This window comes from Actinomadura sp. RB99, assembly GCF_014706005.1.
Classification (GTDB): Bacteria; Actinomycetota; Actinomycetes; order Streptosporangiales; family Streptosporangiaceae; genus Spirillospora.
Window position 1 is genome coordinate 47,872 of record NZ_JABMCA010000058.1, and the last position, 18,776, is coordinate 66,647.

General features: G+C 72.5%; 14 protein-coding genes. 5 read left to right on the forward strand and 9 right to left on the reverse strand.

The window, feature by feature from the left end; all coding sequences use genetic code 11:
- The first annotated feature begins 67 nt into the window (after window positions 1-67).
- Window positions 68-1,849, forward strand: a complete 1,782-nt coding sequence (locus amrb99_RS36540; RefSeq protein ID WP_190864998.1) for an NAD(P)/FAD-dependent oxidoreductase — start codon at window positions 68-70, stop codon at window positions 1,847-1,849.
- 69 nt (window positions 1,850-1,918) lie between these two features.
- Here amrb99_RS36540 and amrb99_RS36545 read toward each other — a convergent pair whose 3' ends face one another.
- Together amrb99_RS36545 and amrb99_RS36550 are read right to left on the reverse strand one after the other, a co-directional pair.
- The gene (locus amrb99_RS36545) at window positions 1,919-2,386 is read right to left on the reverse strand and encodes a hypothetical protein (protein WP_206700250.1); all 468 of its coding nucleotides are present in this window, start codon (window positions 2,384-2,386) and stop codon (window positions 1,919-1,921) included.
- 11 nt (window positions 2,387-2,397) lie between these two features.
- Window positions 2,398-3,459, reverse strand: coding sequence for a DUF6745 domain-containing protein (locus amrb99_RS36550; protein ID WP_206700251.1), 1,062 nt, complete (start codon window positions 3,457-3,459; stop codon window positions 2,398-2,400).
- 216 nt (window positions 3,460-3,675) lie between these two features.
- Between amrb99_RS36550 and amrb99_RS36555 the strand changes: the two genes are divergently transcribed.
- A complete protein-coding gene (locus amrb99_RS36555; RefSeq protein WP_190865004.1) occupies window positions 3,676-5,148 on the forward strand; it encodes an arylsulfotransferase family protein in 1,473 nt (490 codons plus the stop codon).
- A gap of 33 nt (window positions 5,149-5,181) precedes the next feature.
- Here the strand turns inward: amrb99_RS36555 and amrb99_RS36560 are convergent, their stop codons facing one another.
- From amrb99_RS36560 to amrb99_RS36570, 3 genes are read right to left on the reverse strand one after another with little or no spacing between them, the layout of a single operon-like run.
- Complete coding sequence (locus amrb99_RS36560) at window positions 5,182-5,583, reverse strand: RNA-binding S4 domain-containing protein (RefSeq protein WP_190865006.1); 402 nt, start codon at window positions 5,581-5,583, stop codon at window positions 5,182-5,184.
- Window positions 5,584-5,622: 39 nt separating this feature from the next.
- Window positions 5,623-6,573, reverse strand: a complete 951-nt coding sequence (locus tag amrb99_RS36565) for a 1-acyl-sn-glycerol-3-phosphate acyltransferase (RefSeq protein ID WP_190865008.1) — start codon at window positions 6,571-6,573, stop codon at window positions 5,623-5,625.
- 1 nt (window position 6,574) lies between these two features.
- On the reverse strand, window positions 6,575-7,411 hold the full coding sequence (locus tag amrb99_RS36570) for a patatin-like phospholipase family protein (RefSeq protein ID WP_347257007.1): 837 nt from the start codon (window positions 7,409-7,411) through the stop codon (window positions 6,575-6,577).
- A gap of 110 nt (window positions 7,412-7,521) precedes the next feature.
- On the opposite strand from amrb99_RS36570, the gene amrb99_RS36575 reads away from it, so the two are divergent.
- A complete protein-coding gene (locus tag amrb99_RS36575; RefSeq protein ID WP_190865010.1) occupies window positions 7,522-8,133 on the forward strand; it encodes an alpha/beta fold hydrolase in 612 nt (203 codons plus the stop codon).
- An 897-nt stretch (window positions 8,134-9,030) separates the two neighbouring features.
- On the opposite strand, the gene amrb99_RS36580 is transcribed toward amrb99_RS36575, so the two are convergent.
- Window positions 9,031-10,305, reverse strand: a complete 1,275-nt coding sequence (locus amrb99_RS36580) for an HNH endonuclease signature motif containing protein (protein WP_190865012.1) — start codon at window positions 10,303-10,305, stop codon at window positions 9,031-9,033.
- Window positions 10,306-11,679: 1,374 nt separating this feature from the next.
- Between amrb99_RS36580 and amrb99_RS36585 the strand changes: the two genes are divergently transcribed.
- On the forward strand, window positions 11,680-12,297 hold the full coding sequence (locus tag amrb99_RS36585; RefSeq protein ID WP_190865014.1) for a dihydrofolate reductase family protein: 618 nt from the start codon (window positions 11,680-11,682) through the stop codon (window positions 12,295-12,297).
- Window positions 12,298-12,467: 170 nt separating this feature from the next.
- Here amrb99_RS36585 and amrb99_RS36590 read toward each other — a convergent pair whose 3' ends face one another.
- Entirely contained in the window at window positions 12,468-14,384 is a 1,917-nt protein-coding gene (locus tag amrb99_RS36590) for a glycoside hydrolase family 3 protein (RefSeq protein WP_241756267.1), read from the reverse strand.
- A 532-nt stretch (window positions 14,385-14,916) separates the two neighbouring features.
- Between amrb99_RS36590 and amrb99_RS36595 the strand changes: the two genes are divergently transcribed.
- Window positions 14,917-16,173: an MFS transporter gene (locus amrb99_RS36595; RefSeq protein ID WP_190865016.1), complete on the forward strand. Its 1,257-nt coding sequence runs from the start codon at window positions 14,917-14,919 to the stop codon at window positions 16,171-16,173.
- On the opposite strand, the gene amrb99_RS36600 is transcribed toward amrb99_RS36595, so the two are convergent.
- Window positions 16,134-17,084 (reverse strand): helix-turn-helix domain-containing protein, encoded by a 951-nt coding sequence (locus tag amrb99_RS36600; protein ID WP_190865019.1) that lies wholly within the window; start codon window positions 17,082-17,084, stop codon window positions 16,134-16,136. The two genes, amrb99_RS36595 and amrb99_RS36600, sit on opposite strands and share 40 nt — an antisense overlap.
- 215 nt (window positions 17,085-17,299) lie before the next feature.
- A complete protein-coding gene (locus tag amrb99_RS36605) occupies window positions 17,300-18,370 on the reverse strand; it encodes a PRC and DUF2382 domain-containing protein (protein WP_347257008.1) in 1,071 nt (356 codons plus the stop codon).
- Window positions 18,371-18,776: the final 406 nt, after the last annotated feature.

An 18,776-nucleotide genomic window follows, 5' to 3' on the forward strand; every position in this document is an offset into this window, starting at 1 on the left:
ATGTCATTCTGTTCTGGACGAGGGCGAGCGCGCGCGCCCGCCCGCAGGCCCCGCCTCCGGAGCGTGCATGATCGACAAGGAAGCCCTCCGCCGGAAGTACCGCGCCGAACGCGACAAGCGGCTCCGCCCCGACGGCAACGCCCAGTACCAGCGGCTCACCGGCCGGTTCGCCCGCTACTCCACCGACCCCCACCTCCCCGTCACGCCCCGCGAACCGCGCACCGACCACGTCACCGTGGCGTTCGTCGGCGGCGGGTTCGCCGGGCTCGTCACCGGCGCCCGGCTGAAGGAGGCCGGCGTCGCCGACGTCCGGATCGTCGAGAAGGGCGGCGACTTCGGCGGCACCTGGTACTGGAACCGCTACCCCGGCGCCCAGTGCGACACCGCCTCGATGGTCTACATGCCGCTGCTCGAAGAGACCGGGCACATGCCCACCGAGAAGTACGCGCACGGCCCGGAGATCCTGGAGCACTGCCGCCGCATCGGCAAGCAGTACGGCCTCTACGACAACGCGCTCTTCCACACCGAGGTCGAGGACCTGGAATGGGACGCGTCCCGGTCCCGGTGGACCGTCCGGACGAACCGCGGCGACGCGTTCACCGCCCAGTTCGTCGCCATGGGCACCGGCCCGCTGCACGTCCCGAAGCTGCCCGGCATCGACGGCATCGACGCGTTCGAGGGGCACTCGTTCCACACGAGCCGCTGGGACTACGCCTACACCGGCGGCGACCCGTCCGGCGCCCCCATGGACCGGCTGGCGGACAAGCGCGTCGCGATCATAGGGACGGGCGCGACGGCCGTCCAGTGCGTCCCGCACCTCGCGCGGGCCTGCCGGGAGCTGTACGTCTTCCAGCGGACGCCGTCGTCGGTCGACGTCCGGGACAACCGCCCCATCGACCCCGAATGGTTCGCCGGGATCGCGACGCCCGGCTGGCAGCGGCGCTGGCTGGAGAACTTCACCTCCAACCAGACCGGCGGCACCGCCGAGACCGACCTGGTCATGGACGGCTGGACCGACCTCAGCCGCCGCATCCGCGCCCGGTACGCCGCGCTCGGCCCCGGCGAGGCGACGCTCGAGCGGATGGCGGAGGTCTACGAGGACTCCGACCACGAGAAGATGGAGGAGATCCGCGCCCGCGTCGACGCGATCGTCACGGACCCGGAGACCGCCCGGAACCTCAAGGCCTGGTACCGGCAGCTGTGCAAGCGGCCCTGCTTCCACGACGAGTACCTGCAGGCGTTCAACGTCCCCGGCACCCGCCTCGTCGACACCGACGGGAAGGGCGTCGAGCGGATCACCGCGTCCGGCGTCGTCGCGGGCGGGCGCGAGTACGAGGTCGACTGCGTCATCTACGCGTCCGGGTTCGAGGTCGGCACCGAGCACACCCGCCGCGCCGGCTACGACATGACCGGGCGCGGCGGCGTGAAGCTGTCGGAGTACTGGTCGGAGGGGATGCGCACCCTGCACGGCACCCACGTCCACGGCTTCCCGAACGCGTTCGTCGTGCAGCCCGCGCAGGGCGCGAACCTCATCTCCAACATCCCGCACAACCTCACCGAGGCGGGCGCGACGATCGCGGCGGTGATCCGGCACGCCCTCGACCGCGGATGCACCGAGGTCGAGGTGACGCGGGAGGCCGAGGACGCCTGGCTCGACCTGCTGCGCACCGCGCCGCCGTCGATGCGGTTCCTGCCGGACTGCACGCCCGGCTATTACAACAACGAGGGCCAGGCGCCGTCGCCGTGGTCGCTGCTGAACGTCGGCTACCCGGCGGGCGCCACCGCCTACTTCTCCTACCTGGAGCGCTGGCGCGAGTCCGGCGCCTTCGACGGCCTCACCTTCCGCTGACCCGTCCGTCCACTCGCGGCGTGCCGTCGTCATGGGCCGCCATGACGACGGCACGCCGCGGCTCGGCGGTCAGTCGGCGACGAAGCGCATCCCGCCGCGGCGGCGGTCGTGCTCGCGCTGCCGCCGGACGACGTACGTCCCCGGAGCGCAGCCCGACGCGCCGTGCTCGGGATGCAGCAGGTAGACGACCTCCGTGGCCGTGAACACGCCGATCGCGAGGAGGGTGTCGTCGAACACGGTCGCCGTCCAGCGGCAGGTCCCCGGCTCCGCGACGAGCGTGTGCGTGTTGCCGCCGGCCTCGGCGCGCAGCAGGGCGACGCCCTCCGGCGGGACGTCCCGCCACCGGCTGGGGAGGCCGAACCCCGCCGGCTCTTCGGGCGCGGGCCGCACCGCCGGCGCGACGGCGTCCAGCGGGATCACGATCAGGTCGCCCTGGGCCTGGAGGCCGTCGACGACGGGGATGCGCATCGACCGCTCGAGATGGTCGAGCACGGTGACACCGGTCTGCCGGGAAAGGGACGCGAGGGTCTGTTCCATGGTCATCACCTTCAGGTTCGGCGGGCGAGGAGGGAGTACTGCTCGGCGGACAGCCCGTACGTCCAGGCCGCCGCGGCCACCGGGTCGGCGATCGCGCCCGGCACGGTCAGCCCGTACCGGCGGCGCCGCCCGTCGCGCTCGACCGACCCGTTGACGGCCAGCAGCACGCGGGTGTCCGGCCGCATGTCGTAGAGCCGCAGCTCGGAGCCCGGGTTGCCGGGGTCGGGCGCGGCGCCGACGAGCCGCAGGCCGGCGCCCTCGATGTAGGCGGGCCACCCGAGATGCTCGATCGCGCACCGCCGGACCTCGACGTTCGCCTCCCGGTCGATGCGCTCCGGCGACGGGTCGCCGACCACCCAGGACGGCACCGGGGTGCCGTGCCAGACGTGCACGTCCCAGCCGTCGGCGTAGCGGATCGCCGGGCCGTCCGGGGCGTGCAGGCGCACCTCGCCGTCGTCCCCGCACGGCTCGGTGCGGACGGCGACGGGCCGCTCGGACACCGCGCACACGTCCTCGTACGGCCACCACCAGCCGGCCGACGTCAGCGCGGCCCCCCACAGATCGAGGGCTCTGACCTGCTCGGACGTGAACGGAACGCCCGCGACCCGGCGCATGACGTCGTAGTAGGCGAACCAGGAGACGCACAGCCTGTCGTACCAGGTGGCCGCCGCGCGCTTCGGGTCGTGCGCCGCACGCGCGGCCATCCCCAGCGTGTCCCGCACCGAGCGGGCCAGCGAAACCTGCACCTGCTGCCGGAACAGGCCGGCCAGGCCGGAGCTATGCCCCCTGATCACCTCATCGAGGTCGAGGCGCAGCCCGAGCGCTGAGGCGGCGAGTGCGCGCGCGGCGGGCCCGTCGAAGACGTGCGGCCCGTCCGGGCGCGGGCGCATGCCGGGCGGGACGGTCTCGAAGGCCGCGAGCGGCGAGGGAACCCAGTGGAAACGGGGCGGATCGAGTCCGGCCAGGCGGTAGAGGCCGGAGATGGCCGCTTCGGCGGCCGGACGGTCGGCGGGCCGCGCGGGCAGCGCCCGGCCCAGCCATTCATCGCGGATGGCGGCAGCGTCCCGCTGCACGGCTCCGCTCATCGGATGCGGGCGGCGACGCCCCTTTCATCGATCATGCCCGCATGGTGACAGACCCCCGCCCACCCTGTCCACAGGCTTCCAGGCCCGTTCCACATCAAGGCGCCCAAGCGCCCGACACCTCGTACCCGGGCGGGCTGCGGGCCGCCAGGAACCTCTCAGGGTTCTTTCACCGGACTCTGAACCGGGGGACGTAGACCGTCCGTCATGGGTCTGACACGTCGCGGTTTCCTGGTGGGGACGGTACTGGCCGGCGGTGCGGCGCTGGCCGGCGCCGCCGGCACGCTCGACCGCACCGCCACCGGTTCCGCCTCCGCCGCCGGCACGAAGGCCGGGACGGCGCCGGCCGGCTACCTCACGCTGCCGGGAGCGCAGCCGCCGAAGGTCACCGTGCGCCGCACCGGAGCCGTCGCCTCCGGGCTGCTGTTCGTCGCGCCGTTCCGCGGCACCGACCAGGCCGACGCCCTCATCGTCGACGACGACGGCGAACCGGTGTGGTTCCGCGGCTCGAACGACCTCGTCACGGACCTGCGCGTGCAGGCCTACAAGGGCGACCCGGTGCTGACGTACTGGGAGGGCGCGCGGCTCACCGGAGGGCACGGCGCCGGCAACGGGATCGTCCTCGACCGCGGCTACAGCAAGATCGCCGAGGTCCGGGCCGGGGACGGCATGGACGGCGACCTGCACGAGTTCCAGCTCACCGACCGCGGCACCGCGCTGCTCACCGCGTACCCCAAGGTCACCGCGGACCTGCGGCCGATCGGCGGCCCCCGCGACGGGCACGTGTACGGCTGCCGCGTCCAGGAGGTCGACATCGCGACCGGGAAGGTACTGCTCGACTGGAAGGCGCTCGACCACATCGCGATCGCCGAGACGAAGATGCCGATGACCAAGGGCACCGACGGGACGAAGGGCAGGACGTTCGACCCGATCCACGTCAACTCGGTGCAGGCCCACGGCGACACCCTGCTGATCTCCGCGCGCGACACCTGCGCGCTGTACTCGGTCGACCGGCGGACCGGCGCGGTGCGGTGGCGGCTCGGCGGCGCGCGCAGCGACTTCGCGCTCGGCCCAGGCGCCGCGTTCGCCTGGCAGCACGACGCCCGCCGCCTCGACGCCACCACGATCTCGCTCTTCGACAACCACATCACGAACGTCGGCGACGGCGCGTCCCGCGGGCTCGTCCTGAAGATCGACGAGCGGGCCCGGAAGGCGACGCTGCTGCGGGAGTACACCGACGGCACGACCTACGGGCAGTACATGGGCAACGTGCAGATGCTGCCGGGCGGCAACGCGCTCGTCGGCTACGGCTCGACGGCCACCGTGATCGAGTTCGGGCCCGACGGGAGCCCGGTCATGGAGATGACCGGGGCCGGCTCCTACCGCGCGTACCGCTCGCCCTGGTCCGCGCGGCCCGCGGCGGCACCGGCCGTCGCCGTCGCGTCGGTGTCCGGCGGCCGGATGCGGGTGCACGCCAGCTGGAACGGCGCCACGGACGTCGCGGCCTGGCGGTTCCTCACCGACGCGAACGCGGCCCGCCTCACGGCCGCCGCGACGGTCCGGCGCACCGAATTCGAGACGGCCGCCACGATGCCGGTCGCGCCGCGCGTCGTCGCTGAGGCGCTCGCCGCGAATGGCGGCGTCATCGGCCGGTCCGCCGTCCAGGCCGTCAGCGTCTGAGCCGCGCCGGGGACCGGCCGCCGCGCGGCCGGGTCAGTCCGCCGGGGGCCGGCTCAGCGTCGAGTTCAGCGCCCGCAGCCGGTCCAGCTCGCGGCGGTCCCGCTTGGTCGGGCGCCCCGCGCCCCGGTCACGGCGCCCGATCGGCACCAGCGCCTCGCGCGGCGGCGGGGGCGGGCTCTTGTCGATCAGGCACTCGGCCGCCGCCGGCGCCCCCACCCGCTTGCGGACGATCTTCTGCACGACCACGATCCGCTCCCGGCCGTCGTGCCGCAGCCGCACCTCGTCGCCGATCTTCACCGCGGTCGCCGGCTTCGCCCGCTCGTCGTTCACCCGCACGTGCCCCGCGCGGCAGGCCGTCGTCGCCATCGACCGCGTCTTCAGCAGCCGGACGGACCAGATCCACAGATCGACCCGCACCGTCCCCTCGTCCGCCATGCCCTGGAGTCTATTGACCGCGTCAACGGCTTATCCGGATCACCGGTTCGCCGTGATCCACGCGTCCGCCCGCTCCCACTGCGCGTACAGCCAGTTGATCCGCGCCTCCCGCCCCTCCGGGACGTCCTCGGCGGCGATCCGCCACCACCGCGCGCGGACCGGCTCCGTCAGCGGCACCCGCCGCCAGATGTCCCGGACCGAGGCCATCCGGTCGAGACCCACGTGCGCGACGAACACCACGTCCGCCCCGGGCGCCGCGTCGATCGCCGCGAGGACGCCGCCGGGACGCGGCGGCATCAGGTTCCGCAACCGCGCCGCCCGGACCGCGTCGCGCCGCCGGTGCCGGCGCGCCAGCCGGCGGATCGCCCGGCGCCGCCGCTCCGGCGAGAAGTTCCCGCCCTCCGGGAAGATCAGCAGCGCGTCCCGCGGCCCGAGGCCCTCCGCCAGCCGCCCGATCCGCTCCGTCGCGCCGCCGCGCCCCACGAACACGTTCGGCAACCGGTTCGCCGCGATGTCGATGCACGGATCCAGCTGCAGCTCCCCCTTCATCACCACCCGCGGCCGCCGCCGGTACCCGGTCAGCAGGTGATGGACGAGGATCAGCGCGTCGCCCGGCCCCGCGTGCCGGCTGAGGACGATCACCGGCCGGTCCGCGTTCGACCCGTCCCCGCTCCCCTCGTCCTCGACCCGCAGGCCGAGCCGCCGCCCCGCCACCGCGTACAGGCCCGCCACGTAACGGCGGATCACGTCGTAATGCCGCTCGTCGCGCCCGCGCCCCGTGCACCACAGCCACGCGCACTCCAGCACCGCCGCCGACTCCCGCGTCCCCCACGCCAGCGCGAACCACAGGAACCGGACGACCCGCCTGCGCCTCCGCCCGAACAGCACGCCGAAGAACCACACGACGGGGAAGGCGGCCACCACCAGCAAGGTCAGCAGGAACAGCACCGGCGTACAGACCAGACGCCGGACAACAGGGGGAGGCACCATCTCACACCTGCTCTTCGAGATACCTCATCGACGCCGCGTAGGCCCGCTCTATATGCCCCGCGATCCCCGAGGCGTCCCGGTACCGCATCTGCGAATAGTCGACGCCCGCCTTCTGCCGCTTCCCGCCCGCCGGCAGGACGTGCACCTCCAGCCCGTCCGGCAGCGCCGCCATCTCCTCGAAGAACCGGTGCCGCCGCGCGATCTCGAACGCCACCATCCCGACTTCCCACGGCCTCCGCGGCGGGACCAGCGCCCGCTCGACCCGTCCCACCTGCAGCACGTAGATCCTCGTCGCGCCCAGCGACACCGCCCGCCCCACCGGGATGCTGTGCACCAGCCCGCCGTCGAAGTAATGCCGCCCGTCCACCTCGACCGGCGGCAGCAGCCCCGGCGCCGCGCACGACGCCAGCACCGCCGGGATCACCGGCCCCTGCGAGAACCAGTGCCCCATCGCCGTCTCGATCCCCGCCGCGACGCACTGGAACGGGACCGCCATCTGCTCGAACTCCCGCACCGGCAGCAGCCCCTCCAGCATCCGCCGCAGCGGCTCCGCCGAATGCAGATGCGTCCCCGACCGCGCCAGCGTCCACAACCGCTCCCACACCCGCGCCCCGAACACCTCCCGCGCCGCGTCGTCCGACCACACCCCGGTCAGCCGCCCCACCGCCGTCTCCGGGTCCGCCGCGACGAACGCCCCGTTCAGCGCCCCGATCGACGTCCCCACCACCAGGTCGGGCCGCACCCCGGCCTCCTCCAGCGCCCGCAGCATCCCCACCTCGTGCGCGCCGAGCACGCCCCCGCCGCCCAGCACGAACGCCGTCCCGCCCGTCTCCGCCACCGTCCCTCCTTAGCCGCCCCCGTTCATCCCCGAAGAAACCAACCCAAATCAGGCCCGCCTTGCCCCCGGCTTGACCCTCACACCGATGTGAGGCCCTACCGTCCCGTGGCATGACGACCCCGACATCCGGGCGGCGCGCGTCGATCATCCACGGTTACGGCGCCACCCCCGCGGACCACTGGTTCGGCCGGCTCGCCGAGCGGCTCCGGCAGACCGGCGTCCCCACCACGATCCCGGCACTCCCGACCCCCGAGACCCCCGACCCCGCCGAGTGGACGGCCGCCGTCCGCGCCGACGTCGGCACCCCCGACGAGGGCACGGTCATCGTCGCGCACAGCCTCGGCTGCCTCACCGTCCTGCGCTACCTGCGCTCGCTCCCGTCCCCCTGGCGCCTCGGCGCCCTCGTGCTCGTCGCCGGTTTCGTCGACCCGCTGCCCGCACTCCCCGAACTGGACGCCTACATCGCGGACGGCTGCGACGTCGAGGGCCTCGCCGCCCACGTCGACCGGCTCACCATCCTCCGCTCCGACGCGGACCCGTACGTCCCGACCGGCCACACCGACCGCCTGGCACGCCTGCTCGGAACGACCGCCGAGATCGTCCCCGGCGCCGGCCACTTCCTGGCCTCCGACGGCATCACCGACCTACCCCAGGCCCTGCCGGGCATCGGGGCCAGCGGGGCCAGTGGGGGCACCACGAGTGGGGCGGCTGCCACGGCCTGAAATGATCAGAGCGGGAGGTCGTCTATGCGCTGGCGCAGCGACTCCGCTCCTGGTGCGCCCGCCCAATGAGTCGAATCCACAGGCTGTGGATAGAGACTGAGGACTTCCTTAGGGCGCCGGGCATCGAACGTTCTTAAGACTGAAGCAGCACAAGGCGCATTAGGCAATCATCATTTTTCCCGTACGGGCGATGGACGTGGAAGCGTTAGCGGCGGCCCTGCGCTAGGGCATCGCATTGACCTTGCTCGGGTATCGGACGGGCCATGTGATGGTCTCGCGATAAACGACGAAAAGGGTGTTCGGGTGGTGGGGTGGCGCTTGCGTACGGGGCCGCGTTAGGGGCAGGCTCCGCCTGCCCCGCCCCGGGTCGCGCCACCCCACCACCGTCTTCCGTAAGGTGCGAAGAGAACCGAAGGGCAACACCGCAACACCTGATCGGAAACGAGCCGCCCCCCGATGTGGGTGTGTTGCTGGGTCACTGGCATTGCGGGCCGTGGGGTGTTGGCGTGCCGCATTCGACAGGCGGCCTTGGCTATTGCCTTGGTGTATCGCGCTGTCATGTCGGGACCGCACCGTCATGGAGGCAGGTTGGCTCACCCGTCGCGGGTGGCGGCTGCGGGTGAACCTGCGCGCGGCGCGGGCCGGGATAGACAGGTGTTTGGCGGTGGTGAGGCCGCTATGCGGTTCGGTCCGGGGCGGTGTTGGTCGGTGCTGCTGGGCGGCGTAGTGGCCGGGTGACTGGGAGCGGTCTCCGCAAAGAGCTGTCTGGTGGGGCACCCGCAACTGATGTGAGGTGGTCGCCTGGCGTGTGGGCATGCCGGGGCCGCCCGTCATCGGTGTGGATGCGGGCGGACCGGCACAGGGCACGGCTGGGAGCGGTGTTGCGGTGGTGGGTGGTTATGCGGCCCAGTCGAGGGCCGAGTCGGGTGGGCCGATGTTGCCTGGTGGTCCGGCCCCGGTCGCGGATCCTCTGAAGTCGGCCGGTGGGAGTAGCCGGTAGACGTATCGCCCGTCCTGATCCTTGGTGATCTGGATCTGGTCGGGGCGACTGTGCTTGAAGCGGTTGTGCCATCCGCAGGTGAGGGCGAGTTGGTCGATGTCGGTGGGCGATCGCCCGAGCGCCCATCCGTGGACGTGGTCGACCTCGCACAGTGTCCCGGGCACTTCGCAGCCTCGTACCGCGCACGAGGGGTAGAGCGTCTCCAGGACTTGGCGTTGTGCTGCGGAGGCGAATCGTTCGCGGTAGCCGAGGTAGAGCGGGGTGTTGCCGCGTCCGAGTAGGAGGGGTGAGACTCCGGCGGCTAGGGCGATGCGGCGGGCTTGTGCGGCGGGGATGGGGGTGCCGTCGGTGAGGCGTGCCGGGGCGTTGCCGCCGGTGAGGGTGTCCAGGTCGCAGATGACGGTGACCTTGGACGCCTTGTGCCCGCCCGACAGCACGCTCGACAGCGCCGCCGCCGTCCGCTCGGCGAGGTCACGACGGTCGTCCGGCCCGGCCGGCTTGGCCAGCGGAGCCAGGCTGCCGTCCCAGATCGCGGCGTCTTCGGGGTTCAGCCAGCCCTTGACGTAGCGGCCGCCGTCCAGGGAACGCGTGGTCGTCAGCCAGGACTTGTCGTAGCCGCGCTTGGTGTCCTCGTCGGGGGCGTCTTCGGTGTCGTCGCGTTCGGCGATGAGGTCGCGGATGCGGCGGCCGAACGCGGCGAGCTTCCCGGCCGAGAAGCCCTGCTCGACGAAGCCGAGGAGGATTGTCTCGGCCTCGGCGCAGTCGTGGTCGTCGAGGCGTGAGACCGAGTCGGCGACGGTGGCGGCGTATCCGTAGGACAGTTCCCCGGCCGCGAGCTGTGCGCAGACCTCCGGTAGGCGGTGGCGCTGCCGGGCGAGGGTGAGGCGCTCCTTGGCGCGGCTGTCGCGCATGCCCAGCCGCGATCGCAGCCATGCTTGGGTGGAGGGATATCCCCACCGGGCCTGCTCTCCGGCGGTGTCGACTCGGCCGATGAATCCGGCGAGGACGCTTTCCTGCAGATCGGACGCGGCCACCAGGGTTTCGGTGAGTTCCAGGCACGCGGCCGCTGATTCGGGGGCTCCTCGCGATGCGAGTTCAGTGGCGATGGCCGAGAGCGCGTTCACCAGTTCCATGGTGGACGCGGCCTCAACCTCGACCGTCACTGATTGCATACGTAAATAGTACCCTGCGTGACTGACATTCGAAGCTGTTCAAGGCCGTTCGGGCCACATTCTTCTCGGTATCTTTTCGGCGGGAAAGGCGGCCGAATCGCGCGGCCATTGCCGATCTTCGCGCCTCGCGGAAGGTGGAAGTCTCGCCTCTTGGTTCCTGACGGAGGGGGTGGTGGGGTGGCGCGACCCGGGGGCGGGGCAGGCGGAGCCTGCCCCCATCACCTGCCTAGGGGCCGCAGAGGCTCCAAAGTCAAGGGTGGACGAAGTCCATCGCGAAGCGACGCCGAAGGCGCCCTTGACTTTGGAGGGGCGGCCCCGTACGCAAGCGCCACCCCACCACCCGAACACCCCTCTTGTCATTCTTTCGAACATTCATATTTATGACTTCCGAACGTGCGCTCTGACCTTCGGCCTTGCGACACAGAGGCACCTACTCTCTTCCCCCCGCACTTCGGCCCAACTTCGCTACCGTCACCCCTCAAGCGCCACCGCTGCCTCGCCTCTGGGCACGTAGCACCCCTACCTGTGGCCACATCACACCGCCTCAGCCAATCTCGCCCCACAACACTTCGCACACCGCTTGGCCCAGCCAGATCTCGATCACACCTCGGGCACCGCTTCGCTCCACCAACACTGTTGCGCACCGCTCACCCCCAACACCTCATCCACCGCTTCGCCCCCAACACCTCGTGCACCGCACCACCCCGCCTACGACACTCGCCTTGCCTACCTACGGCCTCGTCTCACGACGCCACCCCGCAGCCTCACCCCTCGCTACCCCGCCACCCCGCCACCCCGCCACCCCGCAGCCTCGTCCCCACCACCTCACCACCTCGTCACCTCACCACCTCGCCACCTCATCACCTCGTCACTCCGTCACCTCTCGCCCGTCACCCCTCGCCCCTCGCCCGTCATCGCGAGACTCGTTACCCCTCACCAGTTCACGCGTCACCCCAACCACCAACATCCGGCCCCGCACCGCCTGGCCTCACAGCCGCACCGCCTTGGGCACACTGGCGCCACCGCTCCTGTGGCGCTGTCCCGCCACACATCGCCTCCAGCGGCGCAGCCGCCACGCCTCCTGACGGTCTTGACCGCGCTGAATCTGGGAGGCCAGCGTCGCCATCGCCGACTCCAGACTCGGTCTCGTCACGCTGTCAGCCATGTAGTCGGGCCATCTGCCCTCGGCGGCCCCCAGCCAGGACCCCAAATTGCGCTCGCGCCTCGGGGGTCGTACGCGTTCTCGGGATCGTCCTCGAACGGCGCTCACCAGCCCGGTCTCCCTCCTTGCGGGCGGCCGATGAGTTCTGAGGACGGCGCTGGTCGAACCCCGTGAGCACCGTGAATCATCGCGATCGTCCAAGGAGCATCAGGATGCGGAAGATCACCGCTGGGCTGTTCATCTCGCTCGACGGAGTCGTCGAGAACCCGCAGGACTGGCACTTCCCGTACTTCAACGAGCAGATGGGCGAGGCCGTCGACGCGCAGATGAGCTCGGCCGACACCCTCCTGCTCGGCCGCCGGACGTACGACAGCTTCGCGGGTGCGTGGCCGGAGCGGGAGAAGGCCGGTGCCGAGGACGCGGCGTTCGCCAAGAAGCTCGGTGACGCCCGCAAGATCGTGGTGTCGACGCAGGAGCTCGACTTCACCTGGCGCAACTCCGAGCAGCTCGAGGGCGACCTCATCGAGGCCGTGACGGCGTTGAAGGACGAACCGTCGACGTCGGACATCGCGATCAGCGGGTCGGTGTCGCTCGTCCGGCGGCTGCTGGCGGCGGGACTCCTCGACGAGCTGCACCTGCTGGTCCATCCGATCGCCGTGGGCGCGGGGATGCGGCTGTTCGAGGACGTGGACGCGCCGCTGCCGCTGCAGCTCATCTCGTCGGAGACCTTCACGACCGGCGTTGTGCATCTGGTCTACCGCCGAGACGAGGGCGCTCCGACGGGCGACTACGTGAAGGCCAGGGAGAGCCTTCCGCAGTCCGCCGGCTAGGGAGTGCTCCTCGGGCGAGTCGGTCACGGGACGCTCAGCATGGGGGCCTGAGCGGCCAGCGCGGGCAGTGCTCGGGTAGGTCGTGCGGCCCCATGCTTGCGAGGGCTCGAAGGCGGCCGGGCCTTCCGGCGCCGGGGCGGGAAGCCCGCGGCGCCGGAAGGGCGGGCGGCTCAGCGGTGGGTGCGGAGCCCGTAGCCGTAGGGGAACAGCGGGTCGTAGTTCTTGTCGCCGACGTTGATCGGCTCCTGGGACTCGCTGCGCGGCCATGTGTAGGACAGGCGGCCGGTGAACGGACGGTTCCCGAAGAGCGTGTCGGAGACGCCGGCGCCCTCGCTGCCGGGCAGCCACGACATCACGAACGCGTCCATCTTCGGCAGTTCGTCGGTGACGATCTGCGGCCGCCCGGCGACGTCCAGGACGACGCACTTCTCGATGGCGGAGCAGACCTTGTCGATGTTGGCCTTGTCGGTGTCGGACAGGTTGAGGGTGTGGCCGTTGCCGACGTCGCCGACGCCTTCGGCATAGGGCGTCTCGCCGACGACGACGACTCCGACGTCGCTGCCGGCCGTGGGCGCGGAGGCGTCGGCGCTGTAGGTGACGTTCTTGGCGTTCTGCTTGATGCCCTGCAGGATCGTGGTTCCGGGGATGGTGTTGCCGGAGGCCCCCTGCCAGGTGACGGTCCAGCCGCCGGCCTGGTTGCCCATGTCGTTGGCGTTGACGCCGGCGACGTAGATGCGCTGCGACTTCTTCAGCGGCAGGACGCGGCCGGAGTTCTTCAGCAGCACCTGCGACTCGGCGACGGCCCGGCGGGCGACGGCGCGGTGCTCGGGCGAGCCGACGGACTTGATGTTGGTCCGGTCGGTGTAGGGGTGCTCGAAGAGCCCGAGTTCGAACTTGGCCTTGAGGATGCGGGCCACGGCGTCGTCGATGCGGGACGTCGCGACGCGTCCGGCCTTCACCTCGGCGAGGAGGGTCTGCTCGAACTGCGGCGCGCTGTAGGGCTCCATGAACATGTCCATGCCGGCGTTGACGGCCGTGCGGACCTGGGCGGCGTAGTCACCGGGGAGCTGGTGGATGGCCTCCCAGTCGCTGATCAGGAACCCGTCGAACCCGATCTTCTTCTTGAGGACGTCGGTGAGCAGCTCCTTGCTGGCGCTCATCTTGACGGGGTTGCCGACGCCGTCCTCGGTCCAGTCGACGCTGGAGAACGACGGCATGATGCTGCCGACGTGGTACTTGCGCACGGCGGGCACGTACGGCGCCAGGTCGATCTTGTTGAAGTGGGCGCGGTCGGTGATGGTGACGCCCTGGTCGATCGTGTAGGTGCCGCTGGTGGACGACCCGTACTTGGTGTCGCCGTCGCCCGCGTAGTGCTTGGCGGTGGCGAGGACGTGCGCGGGGTCGGCGAGGTCCTTGGTGGTGCGCCCCTGGAAGCCTTCGAGGGCGGTCTCCATCTTGATGACGAGCGCGGGGTCCTCGCTGAAGGACTCGTATGTCCGTCCCCAGCGGAGGTCGCGGGAGACGCAGATGCAGGGCGCGAACACCCACTGCGGGCCGGTCGCGCGCGTCTCGGTGGCGGTGATCCGCTCTTCCTCGCGGACGAGCGCGGGGTCGCGGGTGGCGCCCATCGCGTTGTTGTGCGGGAAGACCGTGGCGCCGACGAGGTTGTTGTCGCCGTGCACCGAGTCGATCCCGTACAGCAGCGGGATCTTCAGCCGGGTCTTGAGCGCGGCGGCCTGGTACCGGTCGACCATGTCGGCCCAGCCGGACGGGGTGTTGTCGGCCGGCACGGACCCGCCGCCGGACAGCACCGAGCCGAGCGCGAGCCCGGTGATCTGGCTCGGGTCGGAGTCGATGGCGCCGCGTTCGGCCTGCGTCATCTGGCCGATCTTCTCTTCGAGCGTCATCCGGCCGAGCAGGTCGGAGACGCGCTGGGCGACGGGGAGCCGCGGGTTGAGGTAGGGCGCGGAGGCGGGCGCGTCCGCGAGGGCCGGGCCGGACGCCGCGGGTACGGCGGAGGCGGCGACCGCGAGCGCGATCAGCGAACGCCTGATCCGGGTGGCCGTTCGGGTGTGGGGGTGTCGCAAGATCCCTCCTGGGTCGTGACGGCGACGGCGACGCGCGCGGCCCGGTGGACCGCGCGCCCGCGCGTGTCCGCAGGTGGGCGGACGGGGTCACGGCGCGCCCGGACGGCCATGACCCCTGCGGCGGGCTGCAGCGTCAGAAGGAACCTCCCCCGGCCTTGATCATCTGTCAAGGACCCCCCGCCCGACCTTGATGATCTTGGTCGAAGCATGGGGCCGGACGGCTTGACGGCGGCTAAATTCACTATTTAAATTATCGGCCGAAATAAGCCGGTCGGACGGGTCGGGCGCCGGTCGCCCCGCCCGCCTTCGCGCTGCCCGGCCGCGCACCGCCCGGCCGCCCGTCCCGGCCCAGTGGCCACACCCGGCCGCGCTCCCTCCCACGCCGCCCCCGACCGCGCATGCCCTACATCCACCCCGTGGCCGCTCGCGCAACCGTCCCGACAGCGGCCGACACCTCGGGCGTCCGAAACTGCGCGGAGGTTGTCGTTCCAGCCGCTCGTGCGGGGCCCGGCCCGCCGCGGAGCATGGCGCCATGAACGACTTCGGCATCGGCGGCCGGTCCTGGTGGAGGGCCGGGCTCGCCGTCGCGACGGTGGGGTGGGGCGCGCAGCAGTTCGCGCCGCTCCTGCCGCTGTACCGGGCCAGGCTCGGCCTCTCCGCGACGACCGTGCAGGCCACGTTCGGCATGTACGTGCTCGGGCTCGTCCCCGGGCTGCTGCTCGGCGGCCCGGTCTCCGACCGCCTCGGCCGCCGCCGCGTGCTCGTCCCGGCGCTCGCCGCGTCCGCCGCCGGAACGGTCCTGCTGGTCCTCGGCGGGACGGGCTCCGGATGGCTGTTCGCGGGACGGCTCGTCGCGGGCGTCGCGAGCGGCGCCGCGTTCAGCGCCGGCGCGGCCTGGATCAAGGAGCTGTCGGCGACGGCGGCGGGCGCGGCGCCGCGCCGGCTGACGATCGCGATGAGCGTCGGGTTCGGGCTCGGGCCGCTGGCCGCCGGGCTGCTCGCGCAGTGGGCGCCCGCCCCGACCGTCGCGCCGTACGTCCCGCACCTGCTCCTCGCCTGCCTCGCGCTGCCGCTCGCGGCCCGCGCCCCGGAGACCGGCCGCCGGACGGGCGCGCCGGACCTCCTGCGGGACGCCCTGCGCGTCCCCGAGGCGCTCGGGCGCCGGTTCCGGACGGTGGTCGTGCCGCTGGCGCCGTGGGTGTTCGGGTCCGCGTCGGTCGCGCTCGCGTACCTTCCGGGGCTGGTCGGCGACCGCCTCGGCGGGCACGCCCTCGTGTTCGGCGCGGCCGTCACGACGCTGACGGCCGCGGCGGGGATCGCCGTCCAGCCGCTCGCCCGCCGGGTCCGCGCGCCGTGGCGGCTGCTCATGACGGCGTTGGGCCTCGTCACCGCCGGGATGCTGGTCGCGACCGGCGCGGCGGCCGCGTCCAGCCCGGTGCTGGTGGTCGCGGCGGCGCTGGTGCTCGGCGCGGCGTACGGGTGCTGCCAGGTGTGCGGGCTGCAGGAGGTGCAGCGGCTCGCCCGCCCGGAGCGTCTCGCCGCGCTGACGTCGGTCTACCAGGCCGTCTCCTACGTCGGCTTCGCGGTGCCGTTCCCGCTGGCCGCCGCCGGACGGCTCGCCCCGCCGCCCGTCCTCCTGCTCGCCATGACGGGCCTGGCCGCGCTGACCCTCGCCGCGCTGGCCCGCACCGGACGGTCCCGCGCCGGAGACCCCCGCACCGGCGCCGTACCGGTCGAGCGGCCGGGTGATCAGCCGGGAATGGCCGAGGCGCGGAAGGTCCGCCGGTAGGCGTCCGGCGAGACGCCGAGGACGCGGTGGAAATGGCGGCGGAGCGTGGCGGCGGTGCCCATGCCGGTCCGGTCGGCGATCACGTCGACGCCGTCGTCGGTGGTCTCCAGCAGCTCCTGCGCGCGGCGGACGCGCTGGGCGTGCAGCCACTGCAGCGGCGTCGTCCCGGCGACGGCGTGGAAGTGCCGCGCCAGGTTGCGGGAGCTCATCCCGGCGCGGCGGGCGAGGTCCTCGACGGTCAGCGGCTCGTGCAGCCGGGCGAGCGCCCACGGGAGCAGGCCGGCGAGCGCGTGCTCGCGGCCGGGCCCGACGGGCGCGGGGATGTACTGGGCCTGCCCGCCGGGCCGGTGCGGCGGGACGACGAGCCGCCGCGCCAGGTCGTTCGCGACGGCGGCGCCGTGGTCGAGGCGGACGATGTGCAGGCACAGGTCCATGCCGGCGGCCTTGCCGGCCGACGTCATCACGGACCCGTCGTCGATGTAGAGCACGCCGGGGTCGACCTCGACGCGCGGGTACAGCTCGGCGAGGTGCGCCGCGTGCATCCAGTGGGTGGTGGCGCGGCGCCCGTCCAGCAGCCCGGCGGCGGCGAGGACGAACGCGCCGGTGCAGATCGACACCACCCGGGCGCCGGCGTCGTGCGCGTCGCGGACCGCGGCGACGAGGTCCGCGGGCGGCTCCTCCAGGACGTTCCGGCAGGCCGGGACGATCACGGTGCCGGCGGCGGCGAGCCCGTCGAGCCCGCGCGGGGCCTCCACCTGGAACCAGCCGCCGAGCCGGACGGACGCGGGGGCGCAGACGGTGAAGTCGTACCAGGGGTCGGCGAGGCCGCGGTCGACGCCGAACACCTCGCAGGGCGCGGCGACCTCGAACAGGGTGATCCCTTCGCTGACGGCGAGCGCGACGGTCGGCATGTCCGGAATCGTACGCCCGGCACTGTTCCGGACGGGCACAGTTCCGGACGCGCCGTTCCGGACGCGCGCCGTTCCGGACGGGCACTGCTCCAGACGGGCACTGTCCCGGACCGGGGTGCGGGCGCACCGGGGCGCCCGGCCGGCCTGCGGGTGGTGGGCCGACCGGGCGCGTACGGTCCGGTGCTCGGAGGTGCCGGGCGGTGCGGGACCGGGCCTCAGCCCGGGTGGCGCCCGCCGCCCTCGCCGTGCTCGGCGTGCGTGCCGTCGTCGCGCGTGACCTCGACGCGCTCCTTGCGCAGCTCGCCGCGGACGGTCTGCTCGTCCTGCACCTGCTCGGTGCGGATCCGGAGCCGTTCCACCGGGACGGTCTCCTTGGCCACGACCGGGCGCTCCTCGTAGAGGATGATCTCCTGGTCGTCCTCGGTGATGGTGACCTGCACGCCGGGCCGCCCGTCCGTGATCGGCTCCCGGTCGATCTTGATCTCCTCGTGGCTGACCGGGACGGTCCGCTCGACCATCTCGGTCTCCACCCACTTGCGGACGTGCACGCGGCCGGACTCGTGCCGCTCGGTGTCGATGCGCAGCCGCTCCTCGGACCGGGTGATCTCGGTCATCGGGGCGCCGGGCTGGGCGGGCAGCGGCTCGCCGCGCTTGTCCCGCTCGGGGTGGACGGCCATCCCGGCGGCGCCGGTGGTGCCCGCGGTGCCGGTGGTGCCCGGGGTGCCGGTGCCGGTCTTGCCGGTGGTGCCCGCCTCGCCGGTGCCGCCGGTGGTGCCGGCCATGCCGGACGGCGCCCTGCCCTGCGCGCCGGTCGTGCCCTGGTCGGACGCGGCCCGCTCGCCGGCCATGCCTTGCCCGCCGGCCATGCCCTTCCCGCCGGCCATGTCGCGGTCGCCGGCCGTCCCCGTGTCCGCGCCGCCCTCGGCGCGTCCCTCGGCCGTGCCTTCGCCGCCCTCCGTGCGGCGGCCGCTCGGCGGGCGCACGCCGTAGTGCCGGTACAGGTCGACGATCTGGGCGTGCGAGAGGTGCTCGTCGGCGTCCACGTTGGGCGCGCCCTTGATCGTCTCCTTGTCGTAGGGGACCTGCAGCATGTCCTGGGCCTTGCGGGCGCCGGACAGCGGGACGAAGCTCTCCCGCATCCCGAACCATCCGGTGTGCACCGTCACCCACTCCGGCGCGCCGGAGTCGTCGTTGAGGTAGACCTGCTTGACCGTGCCGACCTTGGCGCCGTGGGTGTCGGTCACGCTCATGCCCATGAGTTCCCGCACCTGTGTCTGCACCTGCACGTTGAACACCCCCGAGTTGCCTGATTACCTCCTGATTTTTCCGTACTGCGCACCGGTAAACACGTTTGCCGAATGATGGACGGTGATTTGCCCGGCCCTGACCGTGCGGCGCCGGGCACTCCGTCCGCCATTTTCCGGAAGATGCGCAGATGGCCGCCTATTTGACAATGGCCATATTCGCATTGTGGTGATCATTTTAGGCTGTACCGGTTTGCCTTTTCCGGCACCGCGAAAGACTGACGGCTGGAGCGCGAAAGGCTGTACCGACACATCGGAGAAATGGCATGGACGACGTCACGCCCGCCGGACGCGGGCGGCGCACCGGCGCCTGGTGCGCCGCCGCCGCGGCCCTGTCCTGCACGGTCGCCGGGGGCGCGATCACCGCCGCGGCGGTCGCCGCCGGGGC